Source organism: Spirochaetia bacterium (genome assembly GCA_022482625.1).
In the GTDB taxonomy this organism is placed as follows: Bacteria; Spirochaetota; Spirochaetia; order Sphaerochaetales; family Sphaerochaetaceae; genus Pleomorphochaeta.
The window spans coordinates 1,473,139-1,499,225 of sequence record JAKVOU010000001.1 but is presented as its reverse complement, the minus strand read 5'-3'; the positions used below and the strand labels follow the sequence as shown (position 1 = coordinate 1,499,225).

At 44.7% G+C, this 26,087-nt stretch carries 25 protein-coding genes; 14 read left to right on the top strand and 11 right to left on the bottom strand.

Annotated elements, in window-relative coordinates:
• Window positions 1–9 precede the first annotated feature (9 nt).
• The 4 genes from LKE40_06855 (at window position 10) to LKE40_06840 (ending at window position 2,878) form a co-directional block, all read left to right on the top strand.
• Window positions 10–342, top strand: a complete 333-nt coding sequence (locus tag LKE40_06855; protein ID MCH3917168.1) for a hypothetical protein — start codon at window positions 10–12, stop codon at window positions 340–342.
• Complete coding sequence (locus LKE40_06850; GenBank protein MCH3917167.1) at window positions 275–790, top strand: hypothetical protein; 516 nt, start codon at window positions 275–277, stop codon at window positions 788–790. The genes LKE40_06855 and LKE40_06850 overlap by 68 nt, the downstream gene beginning before the upstream one ends.
• Window positions 791–980: 190 nt before the next feature.
• The gene (locus tag LKE40_06845; protein MCH3917166.1) at window positions 981–1,625 is read left to right on the top strand and encodes a CBS and ACT domain-containing protein; all 645 of its coding nucleotides are present in this window, start codon (window positions 981–983) and stop codon (window positions 1,623–1,625) included.
• Window positions 1,625–2,878, top strand: a complete 1,254-nt coding sequence (locus LKE40_06840; protein ID MCH3917165.1) for a Smr/MutS family protein — start codon at window positions 1,625–1,627, stop codon at window positions 2,876–2,878. Before LKE40_06845 ends, LKE40_06840 begins: the two co-directional genes overlap by 1 nt.
• Before the next feature lie 47 nt (window positions 2,879–2,925).
• On the opposite strand, the gene infA is transcribed toward LKE40_06840, so the two are convergent.
• Complete coding sequence (gene infA, locus LKE40_06835) at window positions 2,926–3,156, bottom strand: translation initiation factor IF-1 (GenBank protein ID MCH3917164.1); 231 nt, start codon at window positions 3,154–3,156, stop codon at window positions 2,926–2,928.
• A 119-nt stretch (window positions 3,157–3,275) separates the two neighbouring features.
• Window positions 3,276–4,652: a sodium-dependent transporter gene (locus LKE40_06830; GenBank protein MCH3917163.1), complete on the bottom strand. Its 1,377-nt coding sequence runs from the start codon at window positions 4,650–4,652 to the stop codon at window positions 3,276–3,278.
• Window positions 4,653–4,949: 297 nt separating this feature from the next.
• On the opposite strand from LKE40_06830, the gene LKE40_06825 reads away from it, so the two are divergent.
• The 3 genes from LKE40_06825 (at window position 4,950) to cdd (ending at window position 9,243) form a co-directional block, all read left to right on the top strand.
• Window positions 4,950–6,482: a glycine hydroxymethyltransferase gene (locus LKE40_06825; GenBank protein MCH3917162.1), complete on the top strand. Its 1,533-nt coding sequence runs from the start codon at window positions 4,950–4,952 to the stop codon at window positions 6,480–6,482.
• 115 nt (window positions 6,483–6,597) lie between these two features.
• Entirely contained in the window at window positions 6,598–8,001 is a 1,404-nt protein-coding gene (locus LKE40_06820; GenBank protein ID MCH3917161.1) for an amidohydrolase family protein, read from the top strand.
• Window positions 8,002–8,085: 84 nt separating this feature from the next.
• The gene (cdd, locus tag LKE40_06815; GenBank protein ID MCH3917160.1) at window positions 8,086–9,243 is read left to right on the top strand and encodes a cytidine deaminase; all 1,158 of its coding nucleotides are present in this window, start codon (window positions 8,086–8,088) and stop codon (window positions 9,241–9,243) included.
• Here the strand turns inward: cdd and LKE40_06810 are convergent.
• The 3 genes from LKE40_06810 to rpiB form a co-directional block, all read right to left on the bottom strand.
• On the bottom strand, window positions 9,227–9,739 hold the full coding sequence (locus LKE40_06810; GenBank protein ID MCH3917159.1) for a YbaK/EbsC family protein: 513 nt from the start codon (window positions 9,737–9,739) through the stop codon (window positions 9,227–9,229). The two genes, cdd and LKE40_06810, sit on opposite strands and share 17 nt — an antisense overlap.
• A gap of 32 nt (window positions 9,740–9,771) precedes the next feature.
• Window positions 9,772–11,256, bottom strand: a complete 1,485-nt coding sequence (gene pap, locus LKE40_06805) for a polyphosphate:AMP phosphotransferase (GenBank protein MCH3917158.1) — start codon at window positions 11,254–11,256, stop codon at window positions 9,772–9,774.
• Window positions 11,257–11,456: 200 nt separating this feature from the next.
• A complete protein-coding gene (gene rpiB, locus LKE40_06800) occupies window positions 11,457–11,897 on the bottom strand; it encodes a ribose 5-phosphate isomerase B (GenBank protein MCH3917157.1) in 441 nt (146 codons plus the stop codon).
• Between the two features lie 152 nt (window positions 11,898–12,049).
• Between rpiB and LKE40_06795 the strand changes: the two genes are divergently transcribed.
• On the top strand, window positions 12,050–13,687 hold the full coding sequence (locus tag LKE40_06795; protein MCH3917156.1) for a putative manganese-dependent inorganic diphosphatase: 1,638 nt from the start codon (window positions 12,050–12,052) through the stop codon (window positions 13,685–13,687).
• A gap of 6 nt (window positions 13,688–13,693) precedes the next feature.
• Here the strand turns inward: LKE40_06795 and LKE40_06790 are convergent, their stop codons facing one another.
• The 6 genes from LKE40_06790 to sbcB form a co-directional block, all read right to left on the bottom strand.
• Window positions 13,694–14,140 carry a hypothetical protein gene (locus LKE40_06790; GenBank protein ID MCH3917155.1) on the bottom strand — a complete coding sequence of 149 codons (447 nt, stop codon included), beginning with the start codon at window positions 14,138–14,140 and terminating at the stop codon, window positions 13,694–13,696.
• Window positions 14,141–14,211: 71 nt separating this feature from the next.
• Complete coding sequence (locus LKE40_06785; protein ID MCH3917154.1) at window positions 14,212–16,230, bottom strand: bifunctional (p)ppGpp synthetase/guanosine-3',5'-bis(diphosphate) 3'-pyrophosphohydrolase; 2,019 nt, start codon at window positions 16,228–16,230, stop codon at window positions 14,212–14,214.
• Window positions 16,215–17,072: a peptide chain release factor N(5)-glutamine methyltransferase gene (gene prmC, locus LKE40_06780; protein ID MCH3917153.1), complete on the bottom strand. Its 858-nt coding sequence runs from the start codon at window positions 17,070–17,072 to the stop codon at window positions 16,215–16,217. The genes LKE40_06785 and prmC overlap by 16 nt, the downstream gene beginning before the upstream one ends.
• Before the next feature lies 1 nt (window position 17,073).
• Window positions 17,074–18,147 (bottom strand): peptide chain release factor 1, encoded by a 1,074-nt coding sequence (gene prfA / locus LKE40_06775; GenBank protein MCH3917152.1) that lies wholly within the window; start codon window positions 18,145–18,147, stop codon window positions 17,074–17,076.
• A 69-nt stretch (window positions 18,148–18,216) separates the two neighbouring features.
• Entirely contained in the window at window positions 18,217–18,789 is a 573-nt protein-coding gene (locus tag LKE40_06770; GenBank protein MCH3917151.1) for an XRE family transcriptional regulator, read from the bottom strand.
• Between the two features lie 2 nt (window positions 18,790–18,791).
• Complete coding sequence (gene sbcB, locus LKE40_06765) at window positions 18,792–20,228, bottom strand: exodeoxyribonuclease I (protein ID MCH3917150.1); 1,437 nt, start codon at window positions 20,226–20,228, stop codon at window positions 18,792–18,794.
• A gap of 76 nt (window positions 20,229–20,304) precedes the next feature.
• On the opposite strand from sbcB, the gene LKE40_06760 reads away from it, so the two are divergent.
• From LKE40_06760 to LKE40_06735, 6 genes are all read left to right on the top strand, one after another.
• Window positions 20,305–20,934, top strand: coding sequence for a hypothetical protein (locus tag LKE40_06760; GenBank protein ID MCH3917149.1), 630 nt, complete (start codon window positions 20,305–20,307; stop codon window positions 20,932–20,934).
• A gap of 109 nt (window positions 20,935–21,043) precedes the next feature.
• Window positions 21,044–22,348, top strand: coding sequence for a hexokinase (locus LKE40_06755; protein ID MCH3917148.1), 1,305 nt, complete (start codon window positions 21,044–21,046; stop codon window positions 22,346–22,348).
• A 2-nt stretch (window positions 22,349–22,350) separates the two neighbouring features.
• Window positions 22,351–22,815: a very short patch repair endonuclease gene (locus LKE40_06750; GenBank protein ID MCH3917147.1), complete on the top strand. Its 465-nt coding sequence runs from the start codon at window positions 22,351–22,353 to the stop codon at window positions 22,813–22,815.
• A gap of 49 nt (window positions 22,816–22,864) precedes the next feature.
• Entirely contained in the window at window positions 22,865–23,788 is a 924-nt protein-coding gene (locus tag LKE40_06745) for a dipeptidase (protein MCH3917146.1), read from the top strand.
• A gap of 149 nt (window positions 23,789–23,937) precedes the next feature.
• Window positions 23,938–25,377 (top strand): HAMP domain-containing histidine kinase, encoded by a 1,440-nt coding sequence (locus tag LKE40_06740; GenBank protein ID MCH3917145.1) that lies wholly within the window; start codon window positions 23,938–23,940, stop codon window positions 25,375–25,377.
• Window positions 25,374–26,072, top strand: a complete 699-nt coding sequence (locus LKE40_06735; GenBank protein MCH3917144.1) for a response regulator transcription factor — start codon at window positions 25,374–25,376, stop codon at window positions 26,070–26,072. Before LKE40_06740 ends, LKE40_06735 begins: the two co-directional genes overlap by 4 nt.
• Window positions 26,073–26,087 lie beyond the last annotated feature (15 nt).

Below are 26,087 nucleotides of genomic sequence, written 5' to 3'. Positions count from 1 at the left end.
GGTTGTACCATGTCTCACTTTTCATTTCATTCAAATACAGAATCGGTTTCAAAAACGCCTGACAGCAAGAAACTTGCCTTTACGATTGACATTGACAGTCCTGCTGTAAATCCGGTTGTCATATTGACCAACAAAAGCAGTGACATCGTAGATATTGCAAGGATGGTGATCAGGGAAGGACAGTCTGTTCCATATGCTGTGTACTGGATATTTGCCTTTCAGCCAGGTGAAGAACGGCGTTTTTCCTTGAAGAGCGATTTGCCTTCTTGTGAAAATGGAGAAGTTGCAATCCAATGGCAAGTCGGTGAAAGGGAACAGACCCAGGCCTATTCCTCTTTGTGAAATACTTCCACCTTTATCGGAAAGGGCAACAGAACCGGCTAGAGCTGAAGAACCAAAAAAGATAGAGAAAGCGGTTTTACCTACAGAGTCTGTCGAAATTGAAAAAAAAGAAATCGAAGAAAAGGAAAGGGATGACAGTACCTTTATTCCAGACGAAAATGATGATTCGCTGACTTCTACTGACCTTTGTATGGAAGGTAAAGGTGATGATGCCTCCCTACAGAAAGGTTTTTCTGGCCCGATTTCTTTTTTACAATGGTGTAGGATGCCTGCTGTGCAGTTGATATCAGAAGAACTGGACAACGTCAGGGAAACTGCAGTAACAAGCATACAGGAAGCTTCCGTAGCCCAGCACGTGATGGAGGAGGAAAGGCAATCTTCAGCTGTGCTTTCCTTTGTACAATGGACTGGCCTTCCTGATATCAAGGAAGTAATCGGAGAGCTATAAATGAAACAGATGAAGGAAATTGGTTCATATCTGTGCTAGGAGGGCTGCTGGGCCTGTGTATCAGCCTTGCAATGTAGATATTTCCTGTGATTTGGCTGGCAACATTGCTGATTGTTGCAAAATCTGTTTTGTTTTTTCCGAATTAATGTTATCATTGGCATAGCTAGACGAAAAATGAAGAGGTGTGCTTATGATCATAGAACGTAGAATGACCCGCAATCCCGTAACAGCAACTCCTGATATGTCCATTGCCGATGCTTCAGCTCTTATGAAACATGAAAAGGTACATAGGCTTCCTGTCTTGGACGAGGAAAAACACCTGATAGGCATTATTTCTGAAAAAGATATCCTGTATGCTACCCCTTCTCCTGCCAGTTCCTTGTCTATTCATGAAATGGCATACTTGCTCAGCCGGTTGACCGTAGGAAAGCTGATGACTAAGGATGTGGTAACCATTACCAAGGATGTTACTGTCGAAGAAGCTGCCAAGATGATGGTAGACCAGGATCTTTCCTGTCTGCCTGTCATAGAAAATGGAAAACTTATCGGTATCATTACAAAGAGTGATATGTTCAAGATATTGCTTGAATTGTTCGGTGCCCGTCATTATGGAATCAGGATATCATTTCTTGTCGAAGATAAGATCGGAACCATTGCACGTATTTCTGCAGCTTTGGCAAAGGAAAACATCAACATCATTACCTTGGGGACTTTTATGGGTACTGATCCTTCCAATGCTATCTGTACGCTCAAGGTCCAAGGGGCAAGTGAGGCAAAGGTACTTCAGATCATTGAGCCATTGGTATCTGAGATTCTTGATGCCCAGGAGGTCTGATGTCAAAGAAACAGAAAAACAAACGGGCTGATGCAAGTATAGGTAAGACGGCTGGAAACGGCCGCCTTTCCATCTTGACGGACGATACTGATACATTTCGTCCTTTTTCAGCATTGGATAAAACTCAAAATAGCTTTCAGAATAAGCAGAAGAAAAAAACAGAAGTACATGATGTCAAGCCTCAGCAGAAGAAAAAATCGGAGCAGGTCGTAGAAACATTTGCTTCTGATATTACATTTGCAGATATATTTGACAGTTGGGAAAATGGCCGGGAATTGAAAAATATTCGTCATCGTTCGAGAGGGAAGGATGCCAAGGTCAAGTCATCTGAAGTTGTCGGTACGCAGGATTTTGGATCAATTCTCTCTGCATGGGAAAAAACAGGAAAGGTTCCCCAACCGGGAACCGTATCAGCTGTATCTGCTGAAAGACAAGGTAAGGCCAAGCAAAAAGCCAGTACCTATGTTCCTACCAAGAATTTCGGTGAGATTCTCTCTGAATTTGAAGGAGAGGGAAAAGCAGCTGTACAGACTTATGATGAAACAGATGGAACACCTCGAAAGGAAGGTTATGTGAGCGCTCCCATGAAAAATGAAAAAGCTGCTCATATTGCTGTTCCCCAAGGGAAAAAAGAGGAACCTCTTTTGACTACAGAGGGAGAGACTGTGACTTGGAGTGCCGGTGGTGCTCGGATTTCCGTGCGTAAGCCGGATGATAAAACAGTTTTACCTGAATTGTCAGAAAAGAAAAAAGTAAAAAGCCAGGTATATACACCAAGCAAACCATTCGGACAGATACTCAGTGACTATCAGGGAAAGAAACATCAGCAGGAGGACAAAAATGTTTCTGTAGGTCAGGATTTCAGCGATATCTACAGACTATGGACAAAGGACAAACATGAAGATGCCTGTCAGGAAAAGGCTGAACAGATAAGTGATGGAAAAATTGAAAAAGAGTCTTCAATTCGAGAGCTACGTATGCTTATGCCTCAGGCAGAGCTTGACCTCCATGGGGAAACTGCTGATATCGCAGGTCTGAAGACGCATGAATTCCTTGCCCGCAGCAAAGCTTCAGGGCTTAGGAAAATCAGCATCATCACAGGTAAAGGCCTGCATAATGATACAGGTAAAAGCGTACTTAGGGAAATTGTCCTTTCAGAAATAAGGTTGAGCGGCTTGGTAAGAGAAGCCTATACACCAAAAGAACGCTATGGTGGCAGTGGAGCCATTTGGGTAATCCTTAAGGCAAAATAAGGCATAGCCGAAAGAGCTATGCCGAAGGTACTTCTATAGCAGGCAGTTCAATGCTCCCTGTAGATGATACGACCTTTTGTCAAGTCGTAAGGGGAGAGTGCAACACGGACAGTGTCGCCCGGTACGATTCTGATGTAATGTTTGCGCATCTTGCCTGACAGATGTGCAAGGATAACGTGATTGTTCTGCAATTCAACGCGGAACATGGTGTTGGGAAGTGCTTCACGTACTAGCCCTTCTACTTCTATTGCTTCTTCTTTGGCCACATAGCCCTCCATCCGAATAATGTTTTCGCTTTCAGAAGTATAGGCCGGAGCAAGAGTAGTGTCAATTGGGATTGCCTTGCCCCTTGTCCTTGTACTGCCACGGTTGAAGCTTTCTTGGCAGAAGGCTACCTTCATGCAAATGTGGTGAAATAACCCTGTAGGAAAATGACCAGGATAATTATCGGCAGAAAATAGGTGAGGTAGAATCTTGTGCCCTTGGGAAATTTTATGCCTTTTCCTTCGTCTGCTTCCGTAACGAATTTATTGAATCCCCATCCGAATTTTCCGCTGCAGCAGAAAAGAAGGAAGATCAATGATCCCAAAGGCAGCAATGTCGTCGAAACAAAGAAATCCTCAAGGTCGAGTATGTTGGTGCCAGGGCCGAACGGCTTGAATCCTGACCAGATGTTGAAGCCGAATACGCAGGGGAGAGAGAGACTTATCAAAGCCAATGCATTGAAAAAACAGGCTTTTTTTCTGCTTGCTTTTCTGACATCGATCCAATAGCTGATTATATTCTCGAAGACGGCAATCAACGTGGAAAGTGCTGCAAAGCTCATGAAAATGAAAAACAAAGTTCCCCAGAACCTGCCACCGTTCATTTGGTTGAATACATTCGGCAATGTGACAAACAGGAGAGAGGGTCCTGAGCCTGGGTTGATGCCAAAGGCCGAGCATGCGGGAAAGATAATCAACCCGCTGACAATTGCAACCAATGTATCCAAGGCGATGACCCTTAGGCTTTCCCCTGTAAGTGTATGGTCCTTTCCTATGTACGAACCGAATATTTCCATTGAACCGATACCAAGGCTCAAAGTGAAGAAAGCCTGACCCATAGCAGCAAAGATTACCGTACCGAAGCCATTGTTGCGCAGAGGAGCGAGTGTTGGTCTGAGATAGAATCTGAGTCCTTCTGCGCCACCTTTCAGCAGGCATGAATTGATGGCAAGCAGGGCCATCAGTACGATCAGAGCACTCATCATTAATTTTGTAATTTTTTCAACTCCCCGCTGAAGTCCCAATGAAACTATGGTAAAGCCAAGTATGACGGCTATGCTCATCCAAAAGATCTGTGGGCCGGGAGAAGCTGTGATGGCCGTAAAATATGCACCTGTCTGATTGGCTGAGAGATTTGACAGATGTCCGGCTGCAGTATGGTAGACATAGGCAAAAAGCCAGCCTGTTATGGTAGTATAGAACATCATGAGAAAATAATTTCCGATGATTGCAATCGGTCCGTACAGATGCCATTTTGTTCCTTTTGGTTCCAGCGTTCTCAGTGCTATGCCGATATTCTGCTTGCTAGCCCTTCCTATTGCAAATTCCATTACCATGATCGGAGTTCCCAGCAAGAGCAGGAAGGCCAGATAAATGACTACAAATGTAGCTCCGCCATATTTTCCAACTATGTAGGGAAATCTCCAGACATTTCCCAAGCCGATAGCACAACCTGCCGACAGCAGGATAAATCCTAGCCTGCTGCCTAATGTTTCTCTCTGATTGCTCATGATGATCCTTTTCAATTTATTTATTCATCAGGCATGATAGGGTGAAACTAACTGATTGGCAAGAACAAATTTGATATAAAGCAAATTTGTTCACTTTTTGCTGTTGCAAACCAGGCAATATGAAGTTTGAAGATGAGAGGTCTGCTGTTTTTTGTTGCACTGCTTGAATACTTTGGGACATTGCTTTCCCGCTTGCATTGACAATACTGTAGTTTGTCATGAAAATACACACGACGTCCGTTTGAGAGGGAGTAGTTTTCCTTTGTACGACAAAGGAAAACCAGCAGGAGGAAAAGAATGGCAGACAACAGGATTTTGACGGAATATCTATCTGAAAAGGAAGGCAAGAAGCTCGATGCAGGCATGGTAGCTTACGTTGCTTCCTTGGAAAAGATAAGTGAAGTTTCCCCTTTGGTAGCGGGAAGGATTGTACATGAACTGGCGGATCAGAGGACTTACCTGAAGCTGATTGCAAGCGAGAATTTTTCTTCATTGCCTGTACAGCTTGCCATGGGTAACCTGCTGACTGACAAATACAGCGAGGGCTATCCTTACCACCGTTTCTATGCAGGATGTGACAACGTAGACGCTATTGAAGCAGAGGCCTGTCGTGCTGCCTGTGAGCTTTTCGGTGCTGACCATGCCTATGTACAGCCCCATAGTGGTGCCGATGCCAATCTGTGTGCCTATTGGGCAATCCTGAACCATAAGGTACAGATGCCGAAATTTGAAGAAATCGGCATAAGTAATCCTTCTGAAATGACCCGGGAACAATGGGACAGTGTCCGTAAGGCCTGTGGAAACCAAAGGCTGCTTGGAATGGATTATTACAGCGGAGGTCACCTTACCCATGGTTATCGCCAGAATGTTTCAGCACAGATGTTTGATGCTTACAGCTATAAGGTAAACAAGGAAACGAATCTGTTGGATTATGATGAAATTGAACAGATGGCCAAGGAAATAAAACCGCTTATTCTTTTGGCAGGTTATTCTGCTTATCCGAGGAAGGTAAATTTCAGGAAATTGAGTGAAATTGCCCATAGTGTCGGAGCTGTATTTATGGTTGATATGGCCCATTTTGCCGGTCTTGTGGCAGGAAAGGTGTTTACAGGTGATTTTGAACCGGTTGCTTGGGCTGATGTCGTCACAACGACGACACATAAGACGCTTCGTGGACCTCGTGGTGGCATGGTACTGTGCAAGCAGGAATTCGCAGAATCCGTGGACAAAGGATGTCCTCTTGTCATCGGTGGTCCCTTGCCGCATGTCATGGCTGCCAAGTGCATAGCATTGACTGAGGCTCTTTCTCCTGCTTTCCGTACATATGCCCAAAAAATTGTAGAGAATGCGAAATCGCTGGCACAGGCTTGCATTGATGATGGTATTCCCATTCTTACCGATGGCACAGACAACCATCTCATGCTTCTTGATGTGCGTAAGTTCGGATTGAATGGTAGGCAGGCTGAACAGATCCTGAGGCTCTGCGGGGTGACACTCAATCGCAATGCCCTTCCTTTTGATCCCAATGGTCCTTGGTATACCAGTGGCCTTCGGATCGGAACTCCTGCAGTCACTACGCTTGGCATGGGAGCACCTGAGATGAAAGAAATTGCGGATGTGATTGCTTCCGTGCTCTCCCATAGCAAACCTGCAACCATTACAAAAGGAAAAAGAGCCGGACAGATTTCAAAGTCGCGGGCTACCTGTGATAAGCAGATAATCGAAGAGGCAAAGAATAATATCCTTGATCTGCTTGGAAGATTCCTTCTGTATCCTTCCCTTGATCTTGCTTTTCTCGAGAAACACTTTCCTTTGACGGAAAATAACTGAGCTAATGGTTTTTCTGATGTAAAGCAACGGCTATTGTCTGTGTGCAATAGCCGTTTTCTATTCTGCAGATGCAATTTGTCTTTCCAATTATGCTGATTCGCTGTATGATATACCTATGAGTAGTACTTTATTGATTCAAGGCGGTCTGCTTGTTGACACTGAGTGGACCCGACATGCAGATATCTTGGTGGAAGGTTCCAAGATCGTGCATATTGCAAACAAAATAGATGAAACCTCTCTTCCTCAAGGCACTGAGATTGTCCATGCCGATGGTCTTTGTATATTGCCTGGCCTGATCGATGCCCATACCCATTATCATCTGGTCAGCCGCGGAACGGTTACTGCCGATTCATTTCGTGAAGGTAGCAAGCTTGCGGCGTTCGGGGGAGTCACGACTGTCGTGGATTTTGCAGATGATGACAAGCAGGGAAATCTTTCTGCCTGTTGCAAATCACGTATTTCTGCTATGAGAAAGGAAATGGCAATAGACTTTTCCCTGCATCAGGGTGTCTATTCCTATCGGCCGGGCATTGAGAATGAGTTGGCTGATCTCAAGAAAATGGGCGTAAGGACTATCAAGATTTTCACGACTTATAAGAATGTCGGCTATCTGATTGATAATCCGGAAGAACTGCACAAGCTGTTTGAAGATTGCAAGAAACTTGGCATGATGGTTACGGTCCACTGTGAGGATGATGCTCTCATTGAAAGCATCGGCAAGGACTGGAAGGGAGGTTATGCTCCCAGTGCCCATGCGGACCTGAGGCCCAGTGAAGTCGAAGCTGCTGGAATCAAGACGGTGGGAGAGATTGCCCTGGATGTCGGCATGAGTCTCTATGTCGTGCATCTTTCGTCAAAGAAAGGCCTGGAAATGGTAAGGTCCCTTCGCTCCCAGGGCTTGGATATGATTGTAGAGACGACACCGCATTACCTTTTCCTTGATAGAAGCAAACTGGAAGGGAAAGATGGCCCGTTGTATGTAATGACACCTCCGCTTAGGGACAAGGAGGATAATCTTGCGCTGCAGGAAGCCTTGATCAATGGAGAGATTCAGGTCGTAGCAACGGATCATTGTTCCTTTACAAGGGCACAAAAGTTGGAAAGCCATGACTGCAGGACGATTTTCCCTGGTATCCCGGGTACAGAAGAAATGTTGCCGCTGATTCATACATTTGCCTTTGACCATGGTGCATTCGGTCTATCGCAGATTGTCAATTTGCTTTCTACTGGACCTGCCAAGGCTTTTGGTCTCTGGCCGACGAAGGGGAGCCTTCGAGTAGGGACGGATGCGGATATCGTATTGTTTGATCCGGATGAAAGTTGGCAATTGAATAGTAAGACGGTTCATTCTGCTGCAGGCTATACTGCATATGAGGGAACAAATGTCACTGGTAGAGTCAAGACGACATATCTGCGTGGGCGACTTGTCATGAGTGAGGGTATGTATCTTGGACTTCCTGGTGATGGTCGGTTCATCAGGCAAAAGGCCCTGATGGAAAAGGGCAAGCGCTGGAATTGACTGACAGTGTTTGCCTGCGATAAAAGATTGAACCCGATGCAACTTAAGTTGCATTGGGTATTTTTTCCGCGAAAGGAGTGATAGGTGATCAAGGCAATTTTATTTGATGTTGACGGTGTGTTGGTGGACAGTGAACCCCTGATGAAAGATGTGGCTGTGTCAGTATTCAAAGAATTTGGCATAGATATGGATCCTGCTGTGTATTCTACGTATATCGGGGTAGGTGACCGCCTGTTTATCAATGGTATCGCCGGCCTATGCGGCAAGGATGTTGACTTTGCTGCAGTCAAGAAAAGGTTGTATGAGTTTTATTGTGAAGTAGCTTCAAGGGCCAATCCCATAGGGGGTGTCAAGCAGTTTATAACTGCTGCCCGTGGTGCGGGTTTGAAATTTGCAGTGGCAACAAGTGCTCCCCGGATAAAACTGCAGATGAATCTAGCTACCTTGGGATATACAGAGGATGATTTTGACTTTATTGTAACCGGAGACAAGGTCAAGCGTACAAAACCTGCTCCTGATATCTATCAGCTTGCCGGCTTGGGCTTGGGGTTCCCTCTCGAAGAATGTCTGGTCATCGAGGACAGCACCAAAGGGGTAGAAGCTGGCAAACGTGCCGGAGCCACCGTCATGGCTATTACCAGTTCGTTCAAGTCCATTGACTTGTCTGGGGCCGGTGCTGATTTCATTCTGGATGATTACACCGGATTCCCTCCTTTTACCGACCTTGAGAGTTTCAATGATGCATTGGTGGAACTGAGGAGCAAGGGTGGAGAAAAAAAGGTATTCGGCGCAGTGGCAAACGAAGTCCTTGGCGGTTCCGACAAACTTGTTGGGGCAGCAATCAAAGTGGCCTATACCACTAGGGACAATGCATATGCTGCATACTCACATTTTAAAGTAGGGGCTGCTATCATAAGTAGCAAGACGAACAGGATATACGGTGGCTGCAATGTTGAGAACGGTAGTTACGGAGCAACAATCTGTGCGGAAAGAGGTGCACTTATGAAGATGATAAGTGAGGAAGGTGCATCTGGAATCTCGCATTTGGTAGTTGTCAGCCAAGATAATCCGCCGGCACCTCCGTGTGCAATCTGTCTGCAGATGCTCTGTGAATTCTGCCGGCATGATACCAAAATACATCTATGTGACACTACTTTTGTCGAGACAGGCAAGGGAGCCCATGAAGTCTATGATTTCAGGGATTTGCTGCCACACCCGTTTGTGCTTACAAAACCGCAGTAGGTTCTTTCCCTATATCAACCCAACCAAGACTTCCGCTGGCTTTTCCCAATTCATCCAGAGACAGCGGAATGGCTGAGTTGTCTGTGCCGACGGCGGGATATACCATCGTATATTTTTTCAGGGATATATCAAGATAGACCTTTGTACCTTCCGGATTACCAAAAGGACAGACTCCGCCTGCCATGTGTCCTGTATAAGATTCAAGGTCTTCTGATTTTACCATTTTCGGCTTGAAGCCGAACCTGCGTTTGAACTTCCCGCTGTTGACATTGATGTCTCCTGCCAAGAGTATGAGTAATGATTTTCCTTCTTTATCCCCATAGAAGGCCATTGTCTTAGCTATTTGTCCTGGAGTAACCGATAACGCTTCGGCTGCCAACTGGACAGTAGCAGTGGAAGTTGCAAAAAATATACTTTTTCCTGCCAAACCAAAGGCTTGGAGAGTCTGCAGTGCTTTTTCCTTTGACATAGTTGGCTGGAATGATAACAGTACCATACGGCTATGTCAAATCATGCATGATAGGATTCCTAGTCCTTTTCTTTGAGCCGTTGCTTGATATGGGATATGACGGTCTTCAATACTTTGATCCTGGCATATTGTTTGTTGTTCGCTTCGACGATGACCCATGGTGCCTGTTTCGTATTGGTCTTCTGCAGCATCTGGTTGACACATTTTTCATAGATATCCCATTTCTTTCTATTGCGCCAGTCTTCATCTGTAATCTTATACTGCTTCTCCGGTGTGTTCTGTCGCACATTGAAGCGTCTCAGCTGTTCATCCTTATCAATCTGAAGCCAGAATTTGACAACGATAGTGTCACTGTCTGTCAAGAGCTTTTCAAACCTGTTGATTTCTTCATAGGCTCTTTCCCATTCTGCCTGGCTGCAGAATCCTTCGATTCGTTCAACGAGGACTCTTCCATACCATGTACGGTCAAATACGGTAATATGGCCGTTCTTTGGCAGATGTTCATAGAATCTCCATAGGTGCTGATGGCTCTTTTCCGTCGGTGTAGGAGAAGCGATGGGAATTACCTCATATCCTCTTGGATCAAGTGCATGGGTCAGACGTCTGATGGCACCACCTTTTCCTGCAGCATCCCAGCCCTCAAAACCGATGACCATTGGGATTTTTTTCTGGTAAAGTTCATTATGGAGAAGAAACAGCTGCTGAGAAAGTTCATTGAGTTCTTTCTTGTAATCCTTGTCAAGCTTCTTGTTCGGATCGATATCCTTGAGCTTTTGTATCGGTGCCGGCCTGGTCGGTTTAAGCAAGGGAGGCGTGATGGCAGCGATATCAATTCCCTTTTCTTTTTCCGCAAGGGCAGCTTCTAGTTTGCCGGCTACAAGTTTCAGGACTTCATAGCGTACTTGTTTTCTTTTCCCTGCTTCGATGACATACCATTCAGCTCTCGGCATGTCAGTTTTTTCAATCATCTGGGAAAATATCTTGCTGTATGTCTCATAGTGGTTGTTTTGTTTCCAATCTTCTTCGGTGATTCTCCAGGCTGTAGATTCTTCAGCTTCCAGTTTCTTGAATCTGTCTTTCTGCTTTTTTGCACTGATGTCAAGGAATATCTTGATGATGAGATAGCCATCTGCAATCATTTGGTTTTCAAAATCAAGGATTTCTTCGAAACGCTCTTCTATATGCTTCTTTGCATCTTCCCTTTCAAAGATTGCGTTTGATACTTCCCTGTACCAGCTACGGTCAAATATTGCCATTTTTCCCTTTGGAGGAGCCTGAAGCCAAAATTTCCTCATCACGGGATAACGCATTTCTTCTGCAGTCGGTTTTCTGTTTGTAAATACCTTGAACCCTCGTGGGTCAAGGTTGTTGATGAGGTCACTTATAGCCACACCCTTGCCGCTTGCTCCCCAACCATCGAACAGAATCATCACAGGCAACTGCTGTTCCTTTACTTTCTGCTGAAGCACTGCAACTTTTTCTCCCAGGGCCTTCAATTCTTCTTCACTGAATTCTGATTCCTTGATTTTGTAGTCAGCCAGCATGGTTCTTTCCTCCTTGGAAACGGTAGAGATATTTCCAGTATACGTTGCCATAATACTCAACGCAACTACCGATATAGCCAGTGTTTCTGTTTTTCAGATGAACAATTGCAGCAACTTTCTGTTCTGATTGTCTGGCTGCAAAAAAAAAGCAACTTCTGGCTTTTCCCAGGAATTGCTTGTCGTATTGTCATGGCAATTGCTTATTTTCCTTCAAGTGCCATGATCTTGTTGACTCTGCGTAGGTGACGTCCCCCCTCAAAACTTGCAGCCATGAATGCATCAATCATATCCAAAGGATCTTCCTGATAGTCTATCCTGCCGCCGAAGGCAAGGAAATTGGCATTATTGTGCTGCTTGGCTTTTTCTGCAGCATAGCAATTCTGTGGCAGTGCACAACGGATGCCCTTGATCTTATTGGCACTGATGGAAATCCCTATACCTGTTCCGCAGCAGACAATACCAAAGTCATATCCTCCGTCGTTGAAGACCTTGCAGGCTTGTTCTGCCATGTCAGGATAGTCCACTGAATCAGTGGTTTTTACACCGAGGTAGTTTACCGTATGTCCTTTCTTGACAAGATGGTCAACGATTCTGGCAGCCAGGTCAACTGCCCCATGATCATTTGCAATAACAATATTCATTGAAAAACTCCTTTTCTTGCGTTATGGTTCCAGCATACTGATTTGTCTGAGATATGAAAAGTTGATAATGGATCTTTTCCTGCAGCATCTTTTTTTATTGCAAGCAACACTTCTATGCTATAAGGTAATACACACAAGAAAAGGAGAGAACGTTGGATAATATCATATATGTCTGCGGACATAGGAATCCTGACATGGACAGCGTATGCAGTGCATGGGCCTATGCCAAATTGCAGAATGTACTTGACAAGCAACATGTATACCAGCCTGTCAGATGTGGTAATCTCAATGATGCTACGAAGGATGTGTTTGAAAGGGTAGGCGTGCCTGCTCCTGCATTCATCAAGGATGTCCGTTGCAGAGTTTCTAAAGTGATGGCAAATTCTTCCATTACAATTGATTACCAGCAACCTCTTCATGAATTGATATCAATCTTTGAGAAGTATAGTATTTCAGTGATTCCTGTCCTGAAAGACGGTGTTTTTGCCGGATTGCTCAGCATTGATGAGATCAACCGGTACTTCCTTCGGGAAGTGAGCGTTTCCCGGCCTTTTTATCACATTGACATAGACAATCTGCCGAAGGTGCTCAAGGGACATTTCATCAAGAAAGGAACCGCCGGAACCATCAAGGCACAGATTGTCGTCGGTGCCATGAGCTTTGCCCGGTTCAAGGAATATTTCGATACCATCAGCGATGACCTGCTGCCGATTTTTGTCGTAGGAGACCGTATCGAGCCTATCCTTGAGGCAATTGTCCGGCAGGTGCCTATGATCATTCTGACAAAGATGAGTGACAGCATATCGCGGCTGGTGGATTTCTCAGCTTTCAAAGGAGCTGTATTTGTCAGTGATGCCGATACTTCTGAGACCTTACGGTTGCTCAGACTTTGCATTCCCGTAGGCGAACTGCTTGAAAACAGTCCGGCTCCGGTCGATATCAATGCGTTGTTTGATGAGGCAAAGTCGGCTCTTACAAGCAGTACATTACGTGGTCTTCCCATATTTGAAGGCACTGAATGGAAAGGCTTCGTTACCAGACGGTGTTTCCTTGAAAAGCCGCGGACGAAGGTCATATTGGTCGATCATAATGAGATTGAACAGGCTGTCAATGGCATTGAGGAAGCCGAGGTCGTGGGTATCATAGACCACCACCGTTTCGGGGCTCCTAAGATGAAAAATCCGATTTCCATCTACTGTTCTCCGTTGGGATCGACCTGTACCTTGGTCACCCAGCTTTATGAGCGGCATGGTGTGTGCATTGACAAGCAAAGCGCCAGGATACTGCTTTCAGGGTTGGTCAGTGATACAGTGATCCTGAAGAGTCCGACTACGACAGAAGAGGATAAAAGAATTGCTGATGTGCTGTGCAAGGCCGGAGAAGTCGATGACCTTGTTGCCTTCGGTCAGCAGATGTTCTCCAGTTCCTTGACTTTAAGCCAAAGAGAACCTAGGGCGGTCATCGACGGGGACTTCAAGATGTACAAGGAAGGAGGCCTGAGGCTTGGCATCGGGCAATGTGAAGTAACGACGCTTCGGGACCTTGAGGAATATCGGCAGAAGTATCTTGCTGTACTTGAAGAAGTCAAAAAGTCAAATGGCCTTGACTGGGCTCTTTTCCTTATTACCAACGTAATCAAGGAAAACAGCATATTGCTGACGACAGGTCTGGATACCGTCGAATATAAACTGGCATATGAGAAGGTAGAAGACAAGACCTACAGCCTTCCTGGTGTTCTTTCCAGGAAGAAGCAACTCCTCCCTGAAATAATTCGAGTCATTGAGGAATAAACGGTATCAGGTCGTTTGATTTGCTGTTTTCCTTGTGATGGCTGTTGGCAATAGTGTCATGCTGACACTGTTGCCGATTCTGACCGAAGCTTTGTCGGCAAGGTCACCGTGGTTGATGGAAAGGTAGAGCGGGAATGATCCTGCGCCACCTAGGACCATGTATGCACCATCTTTTACTGAATACTCGGGTAGCAGAAGTGCATCAAACTGAAATCCATTGTCAAACCGGACCTCGAGCGTATCACCGAATGAGACGCCTTGGTCAAGCATGGCCTTGGTAGGGATATTCAAGGTTACGTTCCCATATTTGTCAATTGAAGTAATTTGACCTGTACATACGACAGGGGGAACTTCTGCTTTCTGATCAACTGCAGCAGCAGTACTGCAGGAAACCGCGAGCAAAAGTGTTGCAACAATACATAGCCATGTCAGCAACCTATTCTTATCTACCATTTTCTTGTCCTAACGAAGTAAACAAAGGATATGGGGGTGAAGTTACGAAAAATAAAATACATCGGAGTCCTTTAGCTGATGGCACTTACTGTGTTGATTGAGGGAAGTTGCTTGAGGGCTTTTGTTATGTACCTGAAATCAGAGACATGGTCGACTTCAATGGTAAAAGTTCCTACAAGCTTGCCGTCATCACTGTCAAAAAGACGTCCTTCGATCAGATGTCCCTGGTATTTCTTGATTGCACCTTCAATTTCAGAAAACAAATCATAGGTAACCTTACTGGTTACCCTATATTTCCTATGGGCCTTTGCAGTTGCCGTATCCCACTCAACTTCTACTGTCCTCTCAGCTATTTCCTTCATATTCCTAAGGTTTGGACAGTTCTTCTTGTGGACGATGATGCCTCTGCCCCTGCTTACATACCCTACGATTGCATCTCCATGCTGCGGATGGCAGCATTGGGCAAGATGGATCAGCATGTTTGTCTCATCGCCGACTTTCAAAGTCATCTTGCTTTGATCTTCAACGGTTCTGATTATCTCATTTTTGTCGAACGTAGGTTTTGCAGAACTGTTCTGGACATCCATGCTGGGAAGGGATTTTGCGATTATATCCTTTTCAATAAGGATTGAAGCATCATTCTTGTTCAGCCATGCCTTGATTTTTTTCTTTGCACTTGAAGTCTGCGCATAGCGGAGCCACGAAAGATGGGGATGTGCATTCGGGCTTGTAAGTATTTCAATGACCTGCGTGGATTTCAGCCTTTCTCCTAGAGAAATTATGGAACCGTTTGCTTTTGCTCCTGCCGTATGGTTTCCGACTTCCGTATGAATCTTGTATGCGAAATCCAAAGCCGTTGCATTGTATGGCAGTTCGATCAGATGTCCCTGTGGGGTGAAGACAAAAATGGTATCCTTGAGCAATTCAGTCTTGAGGTCATCCATAAATGTCGGGTTATGGGAAATTTCATCAGACCAGTTTTCCATTTGTTGAAGCAATTTGCCGAATTGTTTTTCATCCAGGCCTTTGCCTAGCTGAGGCTGACTTCCGCTATCGACTTTATATTTCCAATGGGAAGCGATACCATATTCTGCTATCTGGTGCATGGCTTTTGTCCTGATTTGGATTTCCAGCAATTTACCATCCAAAGCCATGACCGTTGTATGCAGACTCTGGTAATTGTTTGCCTTAGGCATGGCGATATAGTCTTTGAAGCGACCTTCTATCGGAGGCCAGAGCCTGTGGACGATACCTAATATCTGATAACATTCAGGAGTACTGTCACAGAGAATCCTGACACCCAGCAGGTCATAGATTTCTTCAATATCCTTTTTCCTTTTCTTCATTTTCATGTAGACGGAATAGGCATGTTTGGCCCTGCTGGAGATAAGTACATTTCCCAGATGTTCTTCGGCACAAGCGGTCATTATTGATTTTTCAATTCGCTTCAGATAGGCAGTCTGCTCGCTTTTTTTGCTGAGCATGTAGTCTTGGATATATGTGTACGTATCAGGGCTGATCGTTTTCAAAGACAGGTCTTCAAGCTCATCCTTTACCCATGAGATACCAAGGCGGTCGGCCAATGGAGCATAGATGTCAAGTGTCTCCCTGCTGAATTCCTTTGCACGTTGTGGAGAAAGATGTTCGACGGTCCGCATGTTGTGCAGTTTGTCTGCCAGCTTGATGATGATTACCCTTGCATCCTTGCTCATTGCAATGAACATTTTCCTGATGGTTTCAGCTTCCTGGACAGATTTGCTGTCTGTCTTCAGTATTTCTATCTTGGTTACACTGTCAACGAGATCTGCAACTGTCTTACCGAATTTCTCTTCCAGCACGTCATAGGTTGCACTTGTGTCTTCCAGCGTATCATGAAGCAATCCTGCGCAGACGGTATCTGCGTCCATATTAAGCTGTATAAGGATTTCTGCTACTGCAATAGGATGGATGATATATGGTTCACCGCTCTTGCGTTTCTGGCCTTCATGTTCCTGAGCAGAATATAGGACGGCTTGGCGTATCTTTTCTTGGGCTTCTGGTGAGTATCTCTTTGCTCTGAGCAAAAATCTTTCGATTAATTGTTCGTACATAACCTGCCTCCGACGACTCTGTCCTTGCCACTTAGATCTTTCCAGATGCCAACAGCGGTAAATCCTGCCTTTTCCAGCATGGCAGCAACAAGAGAAACCTGCCTATAGTCACATTCCAACATCAGACGGCCTCCTGAAGACAGATGGGACGGAGCCTGTGCTATCAGGCGCCGGATTATATCCAGTCCATCGTTTCCCATGCCGAACAACGCTGATATCGGTTCATGTTGCACTTCTTGATTCGCTTCCTTACACCAGAGCTTGGTAAGATATGGTGGATTGGAGACTATGATGTCATATGTGGGCAACCCCTCCAGCAAATCTGTCTTTAGTATGTGATCAATATCATTACCTATGAGTCTTTGATGGTTTTCCTTGGCAATCTGAAGGGCTTCTGTACTGATATCTGAAAGCGTAAACGGGATTCCGGTTTCCATTTCCAAGGAAATGCCTACACAGCCGGTACCCGTACACACATCCAAACCCCGTTCAAGATGTTCATTCTTGATGAATCCGATTGAAGTTTCAACCAAGGTCTCAGTATCAGGCCGGGGAATCAAGGTTGCAGGAGAAACCTTGAACATCCTTCCGTAGAATTCTTTTTCACCAAGTAGATAAGCTACGGGAACAGAGGCAAGCCTCTTTTTCAGAAGATCCCTGAAGGTTTCCTTTGCAGGTGCCGCAAGCACTTCTCTGTCATTGACGAGAAGCTGTACCATATCCCAGCCCGTAGCTTTCATCATAAGCAGACGGGCATCAAGATCAGGAGTATCACTGCAGGATGCCAGCATGCGGGTAGCCGACACAAGTTGCCCTCTTACATTTACATCCTGCTGATCCATATCAGATATCCTTCATTGCAGCTTCGCCGGCTGCAATTTTCAGAGCTTCGATCGGTTCATCCAGATTTCCCTGCATGATGTAATCAAGCTTATACAATGTCAGGTTGATCCTATGGTCAGTAAAACGGTTCTGAGGAAAGTTGTAGGTACGGATACGTTCGCTTCGGTCTCCGCTTCCCACTTGGTTTTTCCTTTCTGCCGATCTTTCTTTTTGTTTTCTGGCTTCTTCCATATCGTACAGGCGTGAGCGAAGCACTCTCATTGCCTTGTTTTTGTTCTTGAGTTGGCTTTTCTCATCCTGTTGGATGACCACGATGCCGGTAGGGATATGCGTTATCCTGACAGCACTGTCTGTCGTATTGACACATTGTCCTCCAGGTCCACCAGCCCTCATGACATCAATTTTCAAATCTTCCTGTTTGATTTCAATGTCCGTTTCCTCTGCTTCAGGTAGAACTGCCACGGTAACTGCCGAAGTATGTATACGACCTCCGTTTTCAGTTTCCGGAACTCTTTGGACCCTGTGTACTCCGCTTTCCCAGCGAAGGGAACCATATACATCCTTGCCGCTGATGGAAAAGACGATTTCCTTATAACCACCTAGTTCGGTTGCATTGGAATTCATTATTTCGATTTTCCAACTCTTTGTCTCTGCATAGTGATAATACATGCGAAACAAATCAGCAGCAAAAAGGGCAGCTTCGTCGCCCCCTGTTCCTGCTCTGATTTCCATGATTATATTCTTGCCTTCAAGGGGGTCAGGAGGAACAAGAAGCATCTTGCAATGCTTCTCGCTGTTTATATAATCATCCTTCAGCTGAGCAAGTTCTTCCTTTGCCATATTCAGTAACTCTGGATCTGTCTCATCCTCCAGCATCTCTTCGGTTTCTGTGATTTGGGAAGACAGATTGGACATATTTGTTATTTCTTCCACAATTGGTGCCAGATGGGATCTTTCAACCATAAGTTTTTTGTATTGCTTCATGTCCTTGAGCGTAGCAGGCTCTGCCAATCTGGCATCCAGATCTGCAAGCTGCTGGGTATATTCAGATAATTTATCTATCAATTCTGCCATGGGTATCTTTGTCTCCGATTCCTGTAATTTCTGTAGTATATTGAATTCATTCGGGTTTGAACAGATTGTTTATTCTTTGTTTCTGTTATAGCGGACTACCATATGCACCAGTGCACCCTGATTGCTGTTGCAAATAATAGTATGTTCTATATCACAATGGTACATGAGGAAATCATCTTTCTTCATCGTACAATGGTTATTCCCTGCAGTGACTTCAACGGTACCTTTCATTACCGTTAGGAATTCCTGTGTCCCGGGAAAATGGGGATCACTTGAAAGGACTGTATGTGGCTGGAAATGTATCAGATACATTTCCAGGTCTTCCACCATGTTCAATGGGGACAGAATCCTGATTCTGACTCCGTTTTCTTCCATTTCTATCATGTGTCCCGAGTTCATTGTCGGATTCATGATAAAATCTCTCTTCGGTGTAAGGTCATCATTCAGCAGGTCCTGCAAGTCGACGTTGAGTCCTCTGGCAATCTTGCAGACGGTCGCTACTGTCGGATTGACTTTATCGCTTTCAATTTGGCTGAGCATTGCCTTTGAGACACCGGATCTTTCACTGAGGATGTTCAATGTCAAATGGCGGCTGGCTCTCAACTTCTGGATGTTTTTCCCTATTGGCGGCAGATTGTCCATGTTCATTTCTCCCTTAACCTCTCCAGCAATTCATCTCTGTAGGCAATCAGCTGTTGGACAACAGGCCTCTTGTCTTCTTCAATCGTACCTTCTTTCAGCATTTTTTCCAATTCGCCATAGTCTTCCAGATCAGGTATAATATCGTTGGGTGGGGTTGAGAGCCTTTCAAGACAGAACATCTTCCATTTGTCCTTGTCGTTTCCTGTCAATGTTTCCGGCCAGTTACGACAGATATACCTCCAGATCAACTGAGGGGCACGTTTGTCATCGAAACCAAGTTTTAGCATTTCCATTTTATCCTGCGGTGCTGCATTCCTGACCATGGCAAATTTCTGCTGGTCTCGATCCCTGAAAAAACCACAGTAGATCTGGTAATCTACGTCACTGTTGACTTCGAATTCATTTTTTTCATTATATCGCAGCTTCTGGTAGATTGCAGGATTTGTATACAGTTTCCTTGCCTTGCGTATGCAGTTGCCGCGATCGATCTGCAGTTTTGTTTCCATGTCCGGCGTAAGTATATGGGCATAGGGACTGACAAATTCACAACGGTTCAAGCCTACCTTGATCAGTCCGTCCACATTGAAGATCTCTTCTCCCTTTGCTTCCTCAAGTGCTGAGATATCTTTGCTCAGATCAAAGCAATAGATATTGTTCTTGTTGCTGGAGGATGCTGTAATAGGGAATATAAGCCGGGTACAGGACTCCTTGCCTTCTTCTTGAAAATGCGTGCTGGTATATAGCAAGGGTTTCCTTTGCAATGGGTCTGGAGCAAGCAGGTCCTTGATGACCTTTTTTTCTCGTAACCGGTAGCTCCAATTATAAAGTTTCGGCTGTTTCTGCTTGATCAGTCTTGCAACTTCAACCGTAGCCCTTACATCGACCAGTGCATCGTGGGCTCCAGTCTGGTCTATGCCGTTGGCTTTCGTAAGCTCTGTAAGCTTGAACGACGGCCTGCCAAGCGGAGTCTTTGGCGGCCAGCTGATTCCTTCCGGTCTCAAGTCATATGCCGCTCTGACAAGATTGATGATATCCCATCTTGAGCAACCATTTGCATATTCCCTCTCATAAGGGTCGAAAAGATTGCGATAAAGGGCATTGCGGATGAACTCATCATCAAAATTAATTGAGTTGAAACCGGTTACCGTCGTATTCGGTACCATGAATTCATCCCTGATCCTGCTGATGAACTGACTTTCATTCATTCCCTTCGCATTGGCTTCCTGCGGAGTTATACCTGTGACCATGCAGGCTTCGGCACTTGGCAGGTAATCTTCGCTGAGTCTGCAGTACCAGACAATCGGTGTGCCTATGACGTTGAGGTCCAAGTCTGTCCTTATTGCTGCAAACTGTGCTATTCTGTCATAGTGGGACTTGAGGCCGAAGGTCTCCAAGTCGTACCATAAGATTGAACTTTGCCGATTGTGTTCCTTGTTCATAGAGGAAAGTATAGCATAATCCCGGTTGTTTTGTTACCCGCTGGGGTGACCTGTAAGATACCGGAAGGGAGTTGCCATGAACAGAAGGATATTGACCTTTATAGCGATAGGTTTGCTAAGTCTGCCGATGGCATTATCTGCTTCTGATCCGACATCGGATGATGTACTTGTAGCCATGGGAGCTATCAAAGATGCTGCATTTGTTGCTTGTGGGAATTTCATTTCGACAAAGGACAGGGAAATCCCAACCATAGGCATGGAATCGGATGCCTCTACAGGATTACCTTCTGCCGTTATTTTTGATCATGCAGATCTTTCATCTTTTCTTGCTTATTTTCCCGAAGCCAGTGATACTTCGGAGAATGGAAATTCCTTGCAGCTATTGCTTTCCCGTGCTTCAGATCCATTGGCTCCAATCATAAGGAAAAGGCTGACCGTACACGATTGGAAAGAAGGAGAAGCCATACTCGATGGCACCTGTGCCATCAAGTACCAGACAGGGATGACATATGGGAAGATGATGAGCGGCGTACTGACAGGTACATATCCAAAAGCGGCACTTGCAATGGATATGACTGTCTCCGGTATCCGGGTAACTGTACAAGTCCATGTGGAAGGAGTCTTCATACTTGCTGGTGATGCAGATGGAAACTTGGACATTACCCCTGTGGAATTTTCAGTAAACGGAAAGAAAATGGAAACTTGACGGATGGGGCTTCCTTCGTTCAATTGAAAACAAGTTTTTTTTTTACTATACTCGACAATGATTTTAAATCATATCCGTTATACGGGGAATCAGGAGAAAGGATGAGGTTATGGACAAAAAGACATATGATTTTCTGAATACATGGGGCATCTTGCCTGAGAAAGTTGATATGCAGGTGCTTTGTGACAGCTTTCTTGACGAAATGAAAAAAGGATTGCAGGGGAAGGAAAGTTCCCTTGATATGATACCTACCTATGTCAGTGAATCAATCAAGATTGTGCCTGGTGAACAGGTCATTGTCATTGATGCCGGGGGTACCAATCTCAGGACATGCCTGGTAACTTTCGATGAGCATTTTGAACCTCAGATTACTGATTTCAGAAAAACTACCATGCCTGGCAGTGACCGGGAAGTAACAGCTGATGAATTCTTTTCCATCTTTGCCAATCAGGTTGAACCTATCATCGACAAATCAGACTATATAGGTTTCTGTTTCAGTTACGCTGCTACCATTACAGCAGACCATGACGGTATTCCTGTAAAGTTCTCAAAAGAAATAAAAGCTCCTCAGGTTATCGGAACAAGGATTGGTCGGCGCTTGCTGGAAGAGTTGGGAAGAAGAGGCCATGCGGTGCAGAACAAGAGGCTGGCTGTAGTCAATGATACAGTTACGACGCTCCTTGCTGGCATGGCCGAGGGCTCCAGAAGCCATTATGGAGGATATGTCGGTTTTATCCTTGGAACGGGTACGAATACTGCCTATGTAGAAGACAATAAAGAGATTACCAAGGTCAGCGGTCTGCCCTCCGGCCGTCAGGTCATCAATGTGGAATCCGGAAATTTTGACAGTCCCGGAGGAAAGATAGATGAATTGTTCGTAGCGGGAACCAAGGAGCCGGATGCCTACCATTTTGAAAAAATGATCAGCGGTGCCTATCTGGGAGCAATGAGTTCCCTTGTCTTGCGCAAGGCTGTCGAATGCAAGGTGTTGTCTGAAGCCTTCGGTAAACGCTTTGAGGCTGAAGGTGATGTAGATACCACACAGATGAGCCATTATCTGGAGATGCCGTTCAACCATGACTATAAGCTTGTTCGTTGTGTAGAGGGAAATGAAAAGGATGCAATTGCCCTTTGGCATATACTTGAATCAATTATTGAACGGGCCGGTAAACAAACGGCGGCGAACCTTGCCAGTGCTGTTCTCAAGACAGATATAGGAATGGACCCTCTGCATCCTGTCTGTATCAATGCAGACGGTACTACCTACTACAAGACTGCCTATTTGGAAAAGTATACCGAATATTATCTTGAGCAGTTCCTTACGAAGGTACACCACCGATACGTGACTTTTGTCCATATTGATAATTCACCTACCATCGGAGCTGCTATTGCGGCCTTGGGGCTCAGGGACTGACCATGGATAGGAATGGGAGTGCATGGCGGTCATGGATGATGGGCCGCATCCGAGGTAAGGATACCAAAGGTGAAGTACTCCTGAGAAAATATCTGTTTGCCCATGGTTTCCGTTATAGGAAGAATGACCGTTCTTTGCCTGGGAGTCCTGATATTGTCCTGCCACGCTATAGGACAGTTATTTTTTTCAATGGTTGCTTCTGGCACGGGCATGAAGGTTGCCCGAAGTTTGTTTTGCCGAAAACCAATACGGAGTTCTGGCAAAAGAAAATTGAAAGGAATCGCAGAAGAGACTTGCAGGTACGACAGAAACTGCAGCAAATGGGCTATCGTGTATTCATTGTCTGGGAGTGTGAACTAGCGACTAAGGAACGCCGTGAATTGACTCTCCAGGGACTGGTAAATGAAATTTATGATTTGCAGGGGCTTGAGGGCAAGGATCCTAGGCCGGCAAGGCGCAGACGTTGATGTCCTGCCCTGTCGTAAAGCTAATATATGAGGAGTAGAATTCGACTTTATGAAACAACTGGTTACTTTACATTCGGATACGATTTTTAAAATTGAGCAGGAAGGTGGAAACCTTAGGTCTAATGATTTTGATCTCTCACTTGAAAAACTAAGTGGATTCAAGAGCCTTACTACATTTGCCTTTTTTGTCCCGCTGGACAAACATCCGGATGCTTTTTCCTACCTTGAAAAGCTTCATGGGATCCAGAAGCGGGAATTCGATGAGAACAAGGATCTTATTTCACTTATTTCGGACAGAGCTGGCTATGAAAGCAAGCAGACGAGTGCAATCCTTTCCATTGAAGAAGGTGCTGTTTACAAAGGTGATGTGGCAAATGTAAAAAAATTCTATGACTGGGGCGTAAGGATTTCAACACTTACCTGGAACTTTGAAAATGATTTGGCTTATCCTACCAGTACGGATCGGAATGTCATGTCCATGGGCTTGAAGGACAAGGGATTTGAGATTGCCGAGGCATTGGAAGCCTGCAAGGTGCTCATTGATGTCAGTCATCTCAATGACAAGGGGATTGCAGATCTGCTGGAAAGGGCAAAGCGTCCAGTCATTGCTTCACATTCCAATTGCCGTAGTTTATGCAATCATCAGAGGAACCTTACTGACGAACAGATAAAGGGTATAGCAGATACCGGAGGAGTCGTAGGAATCAATTTCTTCCCTCCGTTTGTTGAAGAAGGACCTGAACCCAAGGCGACATATCAGGGATTGGCCAAACATATACTTCATCTGTACCAAGTCGGTGGAGAGGATATCCTGGCAATAGGTCCAGACTATGACGGTATCGACGGTTCCTATGAACCGAAGGATATTTCAGGGATGCCTGATTTCTATACTTATCTGCATGAGCATACTGATCTGAGTATGTCTGTCTTGGACAAGTTGTTCTATGGCAATGCCTTGAGGGTGCTGTTCTGAAACAATTTTGGTAAAAATCAATCCTGACAAAACGAAATAGGAAAGGAACGATCTGTCTATGTGGCAATTTAACGGGAGTTAAACATCTGCGTTGATTTGCATGCTATACTAGGATCGTTCATTTTTTGTAGACAGGAGTGAAGTATGCAATGACTATAGAGAAACGATTGGCTCTTTCCAATCTTTACATGATACTCGTACCAGTACTCATTACCTTTCTTATTGCTGGTCTCTGTGTTGCTGGTATCTGGTTTACGATTACTCGCAGTACTGGAGTTGGTTTTGAGGATAGTGAAGATTTTTTTTCTGCAAGCCAGGGCATTTCAACCTTAGTCGAAGAGGAGCTTTCCAGCTCTGCTGCGGACATGAAAAGCAAAATTGCACGGTTGAGCCGTATCCTTGACCGTAGTTCGATGACGTTGGTTATCTATGAAGGGTCTTTGGAATATTTCAGTTACGGAGAAAAAAAACCTGAAGATATGCAGTTGCTCAAAGCTGTATCTCTTTTCCATGATAACGGAGTGGTCTCAAATGGAGAGAGAAATCTTTATTCTCATACGTTTTCTGTAGGAAACAAGCCTTATCGGTTGCTGTTGTTCAGCAGTCAGAGTAACAAATCCTATGCTTCTGTAAAGAGTGTCGTTGCCCTTGCCTTGATTTTCCTAGCTTTTACCATTTTCTTTTCAGTGAGGCTGACCAATCGGTTCCTGACAAAATTTGTTTTTAGAAAAATCAAGGATCCCCTTGATTTACTGGCGGAAGGAGAAAAACAATTAGGTCAAGGAAATCTTGAATACAGGCTTGAATTTACAGAAGAAAATGAATTTTTGCCAATTTGCAGGGCTTTCAACGAAATGGCCATGAGGTTGCAAGCTTCTGAAAAACAGTTGATACAAGATGAAAATGACCGGAAAGAACTTATGGCAGATATTTCCCATGACTTGCGTTCTCCCTTGACTTCCATTCAGGCATATGTAGAGGGACTGCTTGACGGTGTTGCAACAGATGAAAAAAAGAAACATAGCTACCTTATGACAATCAAGGCAAAAGCAATGGATATCGACCATATGGTATCTCAATTGCTTGCTTTTTCACAAATGGAGTTTGATGAATATCCCCTGCATCTTGTTTCGTCTGATCTTTCAGTTATCATCAGCCGATTTTTGGCTGAGGAAAGGGAGCATTACTCAGCACAAGGTTTAAACATTGTCGAGGAATTGGTTCCTGCCGTAGCAATTTTTGATTTTGATCAGCTAAGACGTATACTGTCAAATATACTGGGGAACAGTATCAAGTATTGTCGGAGTGGACAAGTTGATGTGCATATCAGCATGCAAGAAACAGAACAAGAGATAATCGTTGAGATTGCAGATGACGGGCCTGGCGTCAAGGAGACTGACTTGCCCCGTCTGTTTGATGTCTTTTATCGGGCAGACCGATCAAGGAACAACCCAGGAACAGGCAGTGGATTAGGACTTGCTTTTGTTGCAAAGGCAATCCAGAAAATGGGAGGGAGTGCCCGAGCCTATAATGCGATACCTCACGGTTTGGTTATCAGGATGGGATTCAAGAAAGGGAAGACTTTATGAAACAAGTACTTATTATTGAAGATGATGAAGCCATAGCTGCAATCGAAAAAGATTATCTTGAACTATCAGACTTTGTGGTAGATATAGCAAAGAATGGAAAAACTGGCTTGAGAGCAGGTCTGAATGGCAACTATGACTTGATACTTCTTGATTTGATGTTGCCTGATCTGGATGGCTTTTCAATCTGTAGAAAATTACGGGAAAAGATTGATACACCGATTCTTATGGTATCTGCACGTAGAGAGGATATAGACAAAATCAGAGGATTTGGTTTCGGAGCTGATGATTATATTGAAAAACCTTTTTCTCCCAGTGTTCTTGTGGCGCGGGTCAAAGCGCATATTTCGAGGTTTGAAAGGTTGCGTGGAAATTCTTTTCATGAACAGTCCCAGATTAGCATTGGCAGCATCCGTCTTGATACACAAGCTCACCGTGTGTATGTAAAAGACAAACCCATTGATCTTGCAAACAAAGAGTATGAGCTGTTATGTTTCCTCATGATAAATTCAGATACAATCTTCAACAGGGAAGATTTATATGAACAGCTGTGGGGAATGGATGGTGACGGTGACAATATTACGGTTGCCGTGCATATCAACAGACTGCGAAAAAAAATTGAAGCTGATCCGAATAATCCGAAGTTAATCCAGACTGTAAGAGGTGCTGGATATAGATTCAATGCATTTCTGTCCTAGTAGCTTGTAACACTT